This is a genomic window from Vibrio toranzoniae (assembly GCF_024347655.1).
Lineage (GTDB): Bacteria > Pseudomonadota > Gammaproteobacteria > Enterobacterales > Vibrionaceae > Vibrio > Vibrio toranzoniae.
Genome location: NZ_AP025515.1, coordinates 1,318,515 through 1,332,084, shown reverse-complemented (window position 1 = coordinate 1,332,084; position 13,570 = coordinate 1,318,515). Strand labels below are relative to the sequence as shown.

Here is a 13,570-nt window from a genome sequence, read left to right as displayed (position 1 = left end):
CACAAGTCTTCCCTTTGCAGTTTGTTATGCCAAAGATCAACGGCATACTTCCTTTTTAGGAAACTTCTGAATTTAGATCTACCCCCATGTATTCCCCTAGCTCCCTTTTTATTCGGTGTAACTCATTAATTGGAACTGTAAAACGAGCATATGAAGCGTCTTGTGAACCTTGAAGGGCAACAACGTACCTTCCAATCTCCGGGTGAGCTGTCGTAGTAATACTCAGCCATTGACCTTCAATAGAGAATTCAGTCACCGTATCCATATTGATATAATAATTATTTTCCAATTTTAACGCTTTTTTTGTCATAGCAAACTCCTTACCCTTGAGGTAACCTATCATAACACACTGTTATAATTGAGATTTTTCAATGATTGCCTTTATGGGTGGTTGGTTTTCAAAGTACTGTCGAAATGCAATATGGACATCTTGAATCCAATGCTCACTATTATCTGTTTCTAAAAACTTCATTGCTTTTTCAAGTATGGGAAATTCGCTTGGTGCAGTGTTCAGTTTTGCAGTTGCAGATCAGTTGACGATGTCGTTATTATTTCCAAAGAGGGATATGACTATGGGTAAGCCCTTCTTCCTTACTGTTCATTTGATGATCGTAAACTTCTATACAAGCACGGTATTGTTCTGTTCTCAATAGTGAACAATCAACAAACGTCTTTGCCGTAAGAGACTTTGCTGTAGAAGCGGTACTGTCACCAATGCTCGCTGCAAACCACATTCCCAGCAAATTACCGTCCTGTACATACGGTAGTGCCACGTCTACCCCGTCATGGGGGTTGTGGTAGACTTGATCTAAGTTGATACAGGATTGTTGTTCATTTCGAAATCTGCACTCTATCTGCGCATTAATAGCATGGGCCAAGCATACATGGGGGTATTCTGGTTTCATCCTTTCAATTAATCGCTCTATCGAATGTTTACTAAAACGTAGATCTGAAGCGTAAAAAGAGTATTTTCCATTCAGCTTAGTTACATAACCCCCACCAAACTTTTGCGTCATCGGGTCAAAGAATGCCTGCATTGCTATGTGCGACTTCTCCCCTAAATAGATGCCTGACACTGCCTTGCCATCACCAATGAACTTCATACACTTTTTCTGTAAATTCTTTATGCCTTTAGCACTGGCAAGTATGTTTAATAGATGATCTTTGTTTTGTTCGCATTCTCTGGCGAGTCTACCAGCTAACCCTTTTGCCAATGACTCAGTAATGACTTTTGGGTCAACTCTTAAAGCTCTATTCATATTCACTAACTCCTTATCGTTTGGGCTCGCTCACACTATATTTATGCCAGTGCACATATAATAGTAAACAGTTGGAAAGGTTAGTAAAAACTAGGAAAACCTTAATTTTCAATTAGTTAGGATAATATGACAGACCGTAGAAAAATAGTAAATGCACCTCAATTCCTACCTAAACTTATTAAAATGTACGAAACTCAACAGTCTTTCGCCGATGAAGTTGGAGTAAGCTCTTCTCAAATAACTAAATGGAAAAACGATGATGACAGTCAATTGCCTCAGGTAGATAAGTATCCCCAACTGGTTTCAATTGCACTTAAGCACGGCTTTTCTGTGGAATTAGATGATGGCGACCTAATAACGTCATCCACAAAAGAGCCAGATTTTATTCAAAAGCTCCCCCCCGACACAAGACGAAAGATGGCTCAATTCTTAACAGTTGGAGTCTGCGTTTTGGTTACTGGCGGAAGTTATTGTGCCTACACCGCATACCGTGATATTAGAGATAAGTTCGGCAACAAAGACGTTGTAGAAGTGCTCAAGCAACGTTCCCAAAAAAGCATAGAACTGTGCGAGCAAGATTCTTCTTTATGTGCTGACATTGATAGGGGTAACAGTGAACCATAGTTCTTAAGAGAGCCAGAATAAATATAAATTTGGTATTCTAACAATAAGTACTTTCGCATAAGATTTAGTAGGGCAAGTAAGTACTAACAGTATATGAATGACCTTTTACTCTAAACGGTTTTGGGGCAATAATGTGTTGGGTGAACGTCTAACATTGTGTGATCACCAAGCGATTCTGTCGTACCTTAATTACCAAGCGACTTTGTCATTACACTAACTACCGAGGGAAAATGTCGGGACTGATTTAGCGTACTTTTTAAAGTAATCAAATGAGCTTTAAAGGGTGCTAAGGATGTTCTATATGGATTCAAAATCACAGTTTACTGTCGATATCATTAGCAAAGTCATTGATGGCAAAATTACTATCAATAGTGCCACGCAATTACTGCAAAAATCACGAAGAACCGTTGAACGTTACTTGAGTCGCTATCGCAAGGAAGGCATTCGGTTCGTGGTTCATGGTAACACTGGTCGTGCTCCCATCAATAAAATCCCTGAGTCACTCAAGAAAGAGGTTCAAGCCCTCATTCAAACCAAGTACTACGACTTTAATCTTCAACATCTCTCGGAGCTTTTGAGCAAAAATGAAGGGCTGTCGATTAAGCGTGAAACGTTGCGTTCTTGGGCTCATGACATTCACCATGTGAAGCGTTCTAAACGCCGTAGAAGTCGAGTAAGGAAGTATCGAGAGCGTATGCCGTTGCCTGGGCTTATGCTGCAAATGGATGGCAGCCCTCATCGCTGGTTTGGTGATGAGAAGTCTTGCTTGATTGCCATCATTGATGACGCTACTAGTGATATTCATGCGCAGTTCTTCCCTTCAGAGACCACCGAAGGCTGTATGAAGGTGATGCGAGCTTATATTGAAAAGCGAGGCATATTCAAAACTCTCTACGTGGATCGAGCAGGTATCTTTGGTGGGCCGAAACGCAGCAACTTCTCGCAAATGCAGCGAGCTTGTGATGAACTCGGTATCGAAATTATCTTCGCCAACTCACCTCAAGGGAAGGGACGAATCGAACGAGCCTTCGACACCTTCCAAGACCGCCTTGTCCCCGAACTGCGCCTCAATAACATCGCTGACATGGAGAGCGCAAACCGATACTTGCAAGAGGAGTTTATCCCAAAATACTGGGTGAATAATGTGATGGTTCAGGCGACTAAATCGAGCTCTGCGTTCAAGTCGTTGCCACCTGACCTAGACCTTAACAGCATCTGCGTACAGAAAGAATATCGAACGATACGACGTGACCACACGTTTAGCTTTGATAGCAAAATGTACGTTATCGACTCGCCAGTACGTTACTCCATAGAGAACCAAAAAGTAGAAATACGATGTCAGTTCGATGGTACCTTCTCTGCTTACTTCGGTCATCGACGGTTAGACATCACTGAGTTAGTAGAGCCACGTAAATGCAACGAATACGGCAAAGAGGTACAACGTAAAATAGAGGCTCTGGAGTTGGTTGCAGAGCTTGGTAGTGTCTCTAAAGCCGCTCGCATCTTAGGTTGCTCACGCCAAACCTTATATACCTATCAACAAATAATGGAAGAGGAAGGGCCACTTGGCCTCAAACGGATTAATAAGCCACTGAAGCGCAGTAAAAACGCAATCCCAGAGAGCACCGAAGATAGGATTATCGAGTTGACGTTGCTCAACCCGCATAATACGTCGATACAAGTGATGAAACTACTCAAACAAGAAAACATTACCGTGAGTATCAGTACCATCCAGACTATCTGGAAAAGAGAAAAGCTCAACACACGAGAGATGAGAATCAAGCAATCCCAATCAATGAGTATCGATGTGTGAGGCAGTTGAACGATATGAATACTAGAATATAAAGGCATGACAGAATCGGTTGGTACTTATCCCGTCATGTTCCCTCAGTAATGACATGAACATCTAACATTGAAACAACTCATACACCTTGTTTTACCCACCTTTAGCAAGGAATTTGATCGGTTATGTAGGCTGCATATCAAAAATTCCTTTATAAGCCCCAAACAAAAAAGAGCCGCTAAAAAGCGGCTCTTGATTTTCAAACTATTCGAAGTCGTTCAGATTACTCTTTACCGAATATGTTGTTCTCTTGCTCTTGTACACGGATGAAAGTCGTACGCTTAGTTAGCTCTTTAAGCTTTGCTGCGCCTACGTATGTACAAGTTGAACGTACACCACCAAGGATGTCAGAAATTGTGTGATGAACAGAACCACGGTATGGAAGTAAAACAGTCTTACCTTCTGCTGCACGGTACTTAGCAACACCACCAGAGTGCTTGTCCATAGCCGACTGAGATGACATGCCGTAAAATTTCATGTATTGCTTACCGTCTTGCTCTACGACTTCACCGCCTGATTCAGAGTGACCCGCTAGCATGCCGCCTAGCATTACGAAGTCAGCGCCGCCGCCGAACGCTTTAGATACGTCACCCGCACATGAACAGCCACCGTCACCGATGATCATGCCACCAAGGCCGTGTGCCGCGTCGCCACATTCGATGATTGCAGAAAGTTGAGGGTAACCTACACCTGTTTTAACACGAGTAGTACAAACCGAGCCAGGGCCGATACCAACCTTAACGATGTCTGCGCCCGCTAAGATTAGCTCTTCAACCATGTCACCTGTTACCACGTTACCGGCAGAGATAACTTTAGTTGGGAATTCAGCACGTACTTTTTGCACGTAATCAACCAGGTGCTCCGAGTAGCCGTTAGCGATATCAATACAGATAAATACGAAGTCTTCGCTAAGCGCCATGATCTTCTTAACTTTCTCAAACTCAGCTTCAGATGTACCCGTTGAAACAAATACATTGTTCAGTGTTTTCTTGTCTGCTGTTTTAGCGAACTCAGCCCACTGCTCTACTGTGTAGTGCTTGTGTACCGCAGTCATCACACCGTGCTCTGCTAGAGCAGCTGCCATTTCAAAGCTTGCTACCGAATCCATGTTCGCAGCAATTACTGGAGTACCAGACCATTGACGACCGCTATGCTTGAATGTAAAATCGCGGGTTAATTCAACTTGAGAACGGCTTTTAAGGGTAGAACGCTTCGGACGGAAGAGTACATCTTTGAAACCTAACTTAAGTTCTTGTTCGATACGCATGGTGTTTTCCTTGATTCATAAAATGATGTGTCTCTCGCGAAATGCGTAGTAAAACCGTTGGCAGACGAGTTTACTTTTCTTCGGACACAAAAAAACCGGAGCGTTGGCAGACGCTCCGGTTTTCAGCATTATAGGTCGTGATTTAGTAACAGCAAGTCTGATATTTCACTTTTTTTTATGCTATCCTCTCAAAGATTCCATATCTGGTAAAAACCCTCAGTTACACCTTGCCACTAAATCCTTACTAATTAATAACTTAGCGAACCTCTAACGCAAGCACTGTCGGTTTATTACGCAATCGTTTTCTCCCTTTTTAGCTCAATCCCTCTATCACTAAGTAAATATGTGAAGAAAATGCCTCTAAATCACATAAAATTTATACTTTTCTCCAACAAAAAAATGCCTTTTTTCTTAAATAAATTCGATTTTTTCCCAAGTTTTCTTCGTTTGCGAGCAAATTCGGCAATCTCATGACTTTACATTTAGCACCAGTTTGGAAACACACCCGAAGCATAGACATCAAAAAAATGGCTAAGGTGAGAACCTTAACCATTTTATTCGATGTTCGGAGCGCTCTTTTAAAGCTATTGAATAATCGAGCTAGAAAATGTGTTAGCCCTTTTGAGACATCAACGCTTCTGCTGTCGCATCTTGAATAGACAAGAACAATGAGGTGACTTGGCCTGTTGGCGAACGCATCGGGTTCAGTGTCACGTTCTGATACATAAAATCAGCTTGTTGAGTTACTGGCCTAACATTACGACACTTAAACAGATAAGGCCTTTGTTGCCATGTAATGAAGCTACGGCAGCCTAAATCGTAGACTGGCTTGGTTTTCATCCTAAACCACTCTTCTGGGATTTCAGGAAACAGTTCAAAGATCGACTTACCGATCGCGTCATGCGATTGCTTACCACTATGGTGCGTCATGAAGCCATTCCAAACTTGTACCTGAAAGTCACGGTTAATGACCACCAGCCCCATATCGACGTTTTGAACCATGTCCACCATCCAGTGGAACTGTTCAAATTCAGCAGGAAGATTCAGCATATTAAAACTCCTCCATTAAGTAGGCCAATTTGTTGTCTAGAAGAGGCAGGGATTCGTCCACGAACATAAACAGAAGGTCGCAACGAATGGAAGTACCATCAATGTTATAGCTGACTTCAAAAGTCATGGTCTTCTTAAACGAGCCACTGGTATTTTCGATGATAGAATCAATTGAGATGTGTTGCCCTAGCAGAACAGGCGAGCTCTGGAAAAAACGAACTTCTGATTGCTCCCCTAACCCATTCAAGAACGAGCCAACAAGGATATTCGACACGTCCATCAGCAGTTCTAACTCTTCAAGCTGTTCGCTGTCTGTTGGTACCTTCATGAGCTTTTTAAGGTCGCTCACGCTGGAATCGCTCAACAAGACTAATGCCTCGCCTGCGATGCCTTCTCCGCTAAAGCCTTGGCAAACACCCGATACTTGGTCGTTGTCTGCTAGGTCACGAAGTGCCATATGCAATTCACTCACTTCGAAGATGTTCACGTTCGGCAATGGTAAGTGCACAAATACATTAAAGTGACGCGCCAATGCATCGGCCGCACGGCCTATCGCAACGTTAGCCACTTCCATGTAGATATCGCGTCTACGCAGTATTGGCAGCTCTAGAGCGGTAGGCGTCACCAACTGAGGCTGTTTTGGTGGCTCAACATGCTCGCGTAAAATGGCTTTTAACGCTTCTTTATCGATCGGCTTTTGTAAAAACGCTTTGGCACCAAGGTCCATGACCTTCTGCTGCGCTTTTGGTTGTATGTCACCCGAAACAACCACAACAGGCGTGGTATCACCTAAACGTTGCATCTCTTCCAATGTTCCATAGCCATCTAGTTCCGGCATGGTGAGGTCAAGAAACATCAGTTTAAACTGGTTTTGAGCTAACTCTTCAAGTGCATTAAGCCCATGAACAGCAAAAGTTATATCTGCATTTAGAGAACTAGGCAGTGATCGAGCCATCTGCTTCCTTGCTAACGCAGAATCATCACATATAAGAACTGGGAACGACATAAATGCACCACCGACAAATTAAAGCTAATTCGGACGAGTGTAACAGATCCTTATGGTATCAGGTACGAGGTGAATGGATTTATGTGTAGATTATTAGTAAGAATGATAAAACAGGCGGGTGAGCTATTATCTTGTATTATTCTTTATGTAAATCAATATGCTACAAAGATAATAACAATTATTATTAATCAACTAACTGCACTATTTTATGGAGTAATAGCACTAATTCTATTAAATGATAGCGTTAATAATAACTTGAATAAATGAGTATATTAAGGCTCGGTTTACTCGTGCATTTATCGCTTTGTATGCCTAATGTAAGAGATGCTCACAAATGTAAGAGATAAGCCAATACCTCAAGATTAAAGCATAAGAACTAAAGCAAAAGCATTAACGAAAAAAGCTAGAACTGATAGGTAGGCCATAGAATCAGCAAGGCAAAACGGATGATTACGGCAAAAACCAATAACGCGATACCGAGTCGGTACCATTTGTATTCCGCAATATTCATTGGGATACGCTTGTAGAACATCGTAATCACGCCTTTCCAATCGCTACTGCGTCTTCCGTACTGCATTATGCTCGTTAAAACAAACAGTGCGCCAAGCACTAACATTCCTTTTTCAGCCCAGAACAGTCCAACTTCCATTTGTGTATTCCTTGATAAAATGATGAGCAACTCAAACCATTCTAGTCACCTTTGTGCTCGGTTTCTGTAAGACCAAGGTCTATATTACGAGATTCACAGTTCAGGTTTTATAGTGAAAGGTTTATAGCTCAAGGTTGATGGTTAGAGGCTAGCAGTACAAGCCACTCATGAATAAGCATGATTCGATAGCTCCGGAGACTTGCTGTTCTTTTGAATGACAAACATCAGTTGAATAAGCAACAGAATACCAGTCACACCCAAGCCAACGCCGATTCCACCCCAGATCCCTGCCAATTCAAATTTTGGCATCAAATACCAAGCGGCAGGCAGGCCAAATACCCAGTAACCGATAGCAGTCATCACCGTTGGCATGGAGACAATCTTCATTCCTCTTAGCAGGTTAATCGCCAACAGTTGCCAAGCATCAACAATAAAGCACAACGCCACGACCCAGATAACCGAAGCCAATAGCGACGTCATTGCGCCAGTGCCATCATTTAGCTTAAAGATAGAAGCAATCATTTCCGGCCATAGAATGAACACAACAGACAAGACCACACTCAATACCGACACCAGTATAAAGCTTTGAATCGAGGTTCTTTTAATTCCTTCGTAGTTACCCGCACCAAAATCACGGCCAACCAAAATAGCGGCAGCTTGTGAAAAGCCGAAGTTGAAGTTCCAAGTAAAGCTTAAACATTGAAGTAAGATTTGGTGTAGAGCTAACGAAGCAATACTGATAGTACCCGCCATTAAAGTGCCACCGTATATCAAGCCATGCTCAAGCAAGGCCGCCAAGCCGATAGGTAAACCCATTAACAACAAAGGGCTCATCAGCTTGATGGAGTACTCTTCGGTATTGAGCCAAGGGGCGAACTGTTTGAACTCATCACGTTTAAACACCCAAACCGTATATCCAACCATCACGATAAATGCCGCGATAGCCGTGCCTAAGCCCAAGCCTGTTAAGCCCATATCAAGTTGGAACGTAAGGAAGTAGCTGACTGGTACATTCAAAATCACAGTGATAATCGACATCACCAGAATAGAACGCACATTACCAAACGCACTGGTTAAGCCACGCAGCACCAATAAGATAAGCGAAGGCAACATTACCCATTTCAAGGCGTGTACATATTCCATCGCTAAGGTGATCACTTCTGGCGGCTGTTTTGCTGCTTCTAATACCAACGGAGCAAACCAGAAGCTCGCCATTAAGGTCACGCTGAGCACGAACGCCAACATGGTTGCGCCTTTTACCGCCAATCTAATTTGTGTATTACCAAACTCTGGGCGAGCCACACGCTGACCATAAGCAATAGCAATTAGGTTTGCGACACAACCGACTGTGCTGCTCGCAATAATGAAGATGAAGAAGTAGATAGAAGCGCCTAAGCCACCCGCCGCAAGCGCTGACACGCTGATTCGCGACATCATCCAAACATCAGTAAGGACTAAAGCCATGGATATCAGCTGTGAAATGATCAAAGGGAATGCAAGAGTGAGTATTTTTTTCATGAGCGCCTCAGTTAATTTCGCCCAAAATACGATCGATGGGGCTGGCGTTCAATTGATAAATTTGCGACTCTAGCATTCCAAAAACTCATACGAATGAATTATGACCCCATATCCTAGCTTGCCATCCTCCCATAATGGCTTAAAAGCCTTCGAAGTGGCTGCAAGGCTGATGAGCTTTACGTTGGCTGCTGATGAGCTTAACGTGACACAGAGTGCGATCAGCCGTCAGATCAAACAGCTTGAAGATGAGCTGAACGCATCGCTAATCATTCGTAAACATCGAGCGATTGAATTAACGGTACAAGGCCATGATTTGTATGTTGCTTTGCGTGAAAGTTACGGAAATATCGAATCGGTTATCGCTTCTTGGAGTGAACCTAAACAGAAACGTATTGTGATCAAAGCAACCCTGAGTTTCGCTACGCGCGTGTTGATCTCTAAGGTACGTGAATTAAACGAGCGTTACCCTGATTACGAGATCGTGATAGTTCCTGTGATTGAAGAGGATGAAGCGATCAACAGCAGCGAATACGACTTGTTGATCTTCCATACGCGATTCAAAAAACGCTATGACAACGCGCCTGACATCACCTTCTTGCGTGAAGAGTTCATGGCCCCCGTCTGCTCCACAAACTTAACTCATTCCGCCAGTTCAACAAATAAAGACACCGACCTCGATTCGATCTTAACCATGCCACGGCTGCACCCGACCTTAGATCATCATGATTGGAAAGTATGGCTGGCCGATGTTGAATTCCCACCAAAGAAACCCGTCAGAAATACCAGTTTCTTGTCCTTGGATATGGCACTCAGCGCTTGCTTATCGGGTGAAGGTGTCACAGTGACGGATTTGCTTTTGGTTTTACAAGATCTACAACGTGGCTTCTTGTACTGCCCGAAGAATGCCAAGATCCAAAACAGTGCTTGGACCTATTTCATCCACCAACGCACTCACTCGCCTGTGATTAATGATCTCATTGATTGGCTTAAAATAGAGACAGAGAAAGAGATCGAATTGTTGAAAGCGCTATCCCATCAAAATCATTGGTCTGGTGTTATCTGCGATCAACAGTGACGGTAAGCCTTAAGCCCAGATATAAATAAGCCGCAGAACTTACTGCGGCATATGCTATCTATCAATCGTGTTTCGCTTTATTGAGCAAGCACTAAAGCTTAAACATACGCGCACTACGTGGTGGTAAGTTGAAGGTGTGATAACGAGAAGTCACGGTTTCTGTCGCGCTGCTCAATACGTCTTTATATTGAACATGCCAATTGAACTCATGTTGGTAAGTATCAACTGTCACGCCACGCGTTTCACCACATTTATTAATACCAACTATGCCTTCTTTACCACGCTTGAACAACAAAGTGCACTGATCGCTCAAAATCATCGTCATTGATTTGCCTTGCATTGCATTATGGAAGCTCAACATGTTTTTCATTGTCGAACTGTTCCACACATTGCCCCAACGACCGTTATCCTTGTCTTCAGAATCAGGAAGATCATCGCTGTAGATCAGCGGCGTCCCACCATCTTTACCAAGAATGTAAGCGTAAGCAAGCTGCTCATCTTGTGGGTCCATAATTTGGTAACGGAAGCCGTCGTTGGTTGGAATGTCATGTGTGATCGCGAAGGTGATCGAACGGTTGTCATCGAGTGCTTGGCCGTACGCTTTTGGATCATGCAGCTGGTTCATACCGCCGCTCATTGAGAACGCTGATCGAATCGATGCAAACAACGGGAAATCGTACGCGGAATGGTTAGTATTGTTTAAGTAAGGCGCTAAGAAAGACTCATAACCGCTGTTCCCTGCTCCACCACTGGTAATCACCTCACCAAACACATGCATGTTCGCGGTGATTTCAGACATAAACACTTGGTCGATTTGGTACTGACTCATGTGCTTCACTGCATCAATTCGGAAACCTTTGATGCCCATGTCCTTTAACGCTTTCAGGTATAAACGCTGTTGTGACACTACCCAGTTGTTTGGGTCTAGATCTGGAAGACCCACATCACCATCGGCACCACACAAACGCCAGTATTGAACATGACCCGGATCGTTCCAATCTGAAATACAGCCTGCGGCATGGAAATCGTTAGCCGAGACAAAACCTTGCCCTAAGTTGCCAAACAGAGTCTGGTCGGCATAGTAACTTGAACGGCTGGCATAATCGTTTAGCACTTCAGTGCCAGGGTAATCCAAGTCACTTCGCTTCCAGCTTTCATTCGCCATGTGGTTGAGTACAACATCAGCGTAAACATCAACACCTACGCCTTTAAGTGCGGTGATCATTGCGGCTAAATCTTGTTTGTTCCCCAAAGGAGAGTCAATAGTACGCAGATCTTGTGGTTGGTAACGCGCCCACCATTGGCTGCCGCTGGATTTCATTGCCGGAGCAACCAGTACCTTCTTGTAGCCAGCTTGGGCAATTTGATTGGCATTGGCTGTTACGTCTGAGTACTTCCAGTTGAAAGCATGAAGGATGCTGTCGGCATATGTGGCTGAACTAAAAGAGCAAAGTGCGAGCGTGGATATGAGTAGGGTATTTATTGGTTTCATAGAACATATCTCTCATTATAGATTCACAGAAATAATATGAATGGCAGAGACAATGAAAACGGCGGATAAATCAGAGTTGAATTAGCGTCACCTTCTGTTGAGGGGGATTTTATAAAACTGAGCTGTAACCGATATTATGTAGGATAAAAGCAAACCGTGCTGAAATGAGAATTAATTGAATTAAGTTACGGGAACCAGACAAAGCCTTTGGTCGGCTCTCCAAAACTACGTTATGATTCCACTTCCCTCAACCGATTGATATTTTTATGCCTTCTTTCTCTTTTTCACTGATCCCTGTCGGGGTTAGGTTCATGCTCCTCTCCGCTTTTGGATTCGCACTAATGTCGGCTTGTGTAAAGTACATTAGCAGCTATGGCATACCTGTATTTGAAATTGTCGCGGCTAGGGCTTTGGTGTCTTTGATCATCAGTTATATCGATGTGAAACGAAAAGGCATTTCGGTTTGGGGTCACAACAAACCACTGCTTTTCCTGCGTGGCGCTGTCGGTACGGCTGCGCTGATGTGCGTTTACTATGCAGTGACGACACTGCCGCTCGCAGAAGCTGCTATCTTACAATACGTCCATCCAATATTTACCGCGTTGCTCGGTGTGCTATTCCTGAAAGAACGCGTCCAGAAATCAACGATGATCTGCATTGCATTCTGTCTAGCAGGATTACTGGTGATGGTTCAGCCAAGCATAAACACTGGTGCGAGCAGTGAGTTACCCCTGTTCAGCATTCTGGTGGCATTATGCGGTGCGTTTGGTAGCTCGATTGCGTATGTGATTGTGAGAAAGCTTAGCCAAACGGAAGACAGCTCTGTGATCATCTTCTATTTCCCACTGGTTGCCCTGCCAATATCCACAGCCTTAATTTGGAACGACTTTGTCTGGCCCAGCTTATTTTTAACCGTGATGCTGGTTCTCGTCGGGGTTTTCACACAAATAGGTCAATATGGTTTAACCAAGGCGATGCAAACCCAAGCTGCGGGTAAAGCATCGGCTTACTCATACATTCAGATCGTATTTTCTGCACTATTAGGTGTTTGGATCTTCAATGAAATCCCATCGGTTTGGACGTACTTAGGTGGTGGCCTCATCGTAACAGGCGCGCTAATTAATGTGTTTGGCAAACAGTTGCTGACGCCCCTTAAAGCGAAAGACCAAAAGCTAGGCATGAAGTAATTCCCTACCTTTAAGCCAAGTTTAAAAAAGGGCATTGCGGAATAATCCACACTGCCCTTTTCTGTAAGTCTTTCCTAGCACTCTTTCTTAGACGTTTATTTCGAACAAACTAGCTCTAGCAAACCAACTCGATGAACGACTTTTATTACGTGGCATTGCGTAGTTTGGGGTCATCACTCAGATATTCAACAAATTCAATTTCAAAGCCAGCCGGATCCACAAAATAGACGTTTTTACGATAAGGTTCTTCGGCGCCGGGTTTGGCGATTGGGAAGCCCGCATCAATAAGGCGCTCAATCACGCTATTGATGTTATGTGTCACATAAGCAAAGTGCGCGAGGCCAACCGAGTGCCCTGCCAAATCTCTGTTTTCCCCTTCACCGTGATCACTCAGTGCAATATATTGATATTCGTCACCAAAATGCAGCCAGTTACGTGGCTTACCTGACCATTCGCCTTTTCCTTCATCACGGACGTACCAGTGTGGAAACGCCGCTTTGTAGAAAGTCAGCATTTCAGGGATGTCCTTAACGACTAAATTCACATGTTCAAGTTGGATCATTCTTCTCTCCTTAAAGTATTCTCGTAAGCAACGTTGCA

Annotated in this window: 13 protein-coding genes; 4 read left to right on the top strand and 9 right to left on the bottom strand. The window is 43.6% G+C overall.

All coding sequences use genetic code 11. The features are described from left to right. Positions 1-55 precede the first annotated feature (55 nt). The gene (locus tag OCU50_RS20270; RefSeq protein WP_060469733.1) at positions 56-310 is read right to left on the bottom strand and encodes a hypothetical protein; all 255 of its coding nucleotides are present in this window, start codon (positions 308-310) and stop codon (positions 56-58) included. A gap of 238 nt (positions 311-548) precedes the next feature. Beyond that, on the bottom strand, positions 549-1,259 hold the full coding sequence (locus OCU50_RS20265; RefSeq protein WP_060469734.1) for a hypothetical protein: 711 nt from the start codon (positions 1,257-1,259) through the stop codon (positions 549-551). A 126-nt stretch (positions 1,260-1,385) separates the two neighbouring features. Between OCU50_RS20265 and OCU50_RS20260 the strand changes: the two genes are divergently transcribed. Together OCU50_RS20260 and OCU50_RS20255 are read left to right on the top strand one after the other, a co-directional pair. Beyond that, a complete protein-coding gene (locus OCU50_RS20260) occupies positions 1,386-1,883 on the top strand; it encodes a hypothetical protein (RefSeq protein ID WP_060469735.1) in 498 nt (165 codons plus the stop codon). Between the two features lie 292 nt (positions 1,884-2,175). After that, positions 2,176-3,696 carry an ISNCY family transposase gene (locus OCU50_RS20255; RefSeq protein ID WP_082040340.1) on the top strand — a complete coding sequence of 507 codons (1,521 nt, stop codon included), beginning with the start codon at positions 2,176-2,178 and terminating at the stop codon, positions 3,694-3,696. Between the two features lie 253 nt (positions 3,697-3,949). Here the strand turns inward: OCU50_RS20255 and OCU50_RS20250 are convergent, their stop codons facing one another. The 5 genes from OCU50_RS20250 to OCU50_RS20230 all read right to left on the bottom strand — a co-directional run bounded on the left by OCU50_RS20250 (position 3,950) and on the right by OCU50_RS20230 (position 9,216). Further along, positions 3,950-4,993: a GMP reductase gene (locus OCU50_RS20250; protein WP_060469736.1), complete on the bottom strand. Its 1,044-nt coding sequence runs from the start codon at positions 4,991-4,993 to the stop codon at positions 3,950-3,952. Between the two features lie 612 nt (positions 4,994-5,605). Then, on the bottom strand, positions 5,606-6,043 hold the full coding sequence (locus OCU50_RS20245) for a PAS domain-containing protein (protein WP_060469737.1): 438 nt from the start codon (positions 6,041-6,043) through the stop codon (positions 5,606-5,608). A gap of 1 nt (position 6,044) precedes the next feature. Beyond that, entirely contained in the window at positions 6,045-7,049 is a 1,005-nt protein-coding gene (locus OCU50_RS20240) for a response regulator (protein ID WP_060469738.1), read from the bottom strand. Between the two features lie 403 nt (positions 7,050-7,452). After that, a complete protein-coding gene (locus tag OCU50_RS20235) occupies positions 7,453-7,698 on the bottom strand; it encodes a hypothetical protein (protein WP_060469739.1) in 246 nt (81 codons plus the stop codon). Positions 7,699-7,863: 165 nt separating this feature from the next. Then, complete coding sequence (locus OCU50_RS20230; protein ID WP_060469740.1) at positions 7,864-9,216, bottom strand: MATE family efflux transporter; 1,353 nt, start codon at positions 9,214-9,216, stop codon at positions 7,864-7,866. Between the two features lie 100 nt (positions 9,217-9,316). Here OCU50_RS20230 and OCU50_RS20225 point away from each other — a divergent pair, with 100 nt between their 5' ends. Beyond that, a complete protein-coding gene (locus OCU50_RS20225; protein WP_060469741.1) occupies positions 9,317-10,291 on the top strand; it encodes a LysR family transcriptional regulator in 975 nt (324 codons plus the stop codon). A 91-nt stretch (positions 10,292-10,382) separates the two neighbouring features. Here the strand turns inward: OCU50_RS20225 and OCU50_RS20220 are convergent, their stop codons facing one another. Then, on the bottom strand, positions 10,383-11,783 hold the full coding sequence (locus tag OCU50_RS20220; protein ID WP_060469742.1) for an alpha-amylase family protein: 1,401 nt from the start codon (positions 11,781-11,783) through the stop codon (positions 10,383-10,385). A gap of 266 nt (positions 11,784-12,049) precedes the next feature. Here OCU50_RS20220 and OCU50_RS20215 point away from each other — a divergent pair, with 266 nt between their 5' ends. Next, entirely contained in the window at positions 12,050-12,970 is a 921-nt protein-coding gene (locus tag OCU50_RS20215) for a DMT family transporter (RefSeq protein WP_082710384.1), read from the top strand. A gap of 145 nt (positions 12,971-13,115) precedes the next feature. On the opposite strand, the gene OCU50_RS20210 is transcribed toward OCU50_RS20215, so the two are convergent. Continuing rightward, entirely contained in the window at positions 13,116-13,532 is a 417-nt protein-coding gene (locus OCU50_RS20210; protein WP_017058068.1) for a VOC family protein, read from the bottom strand. Between the last annotated feature and the right edge of the window lie 38 nt (positions 13,533-13,570).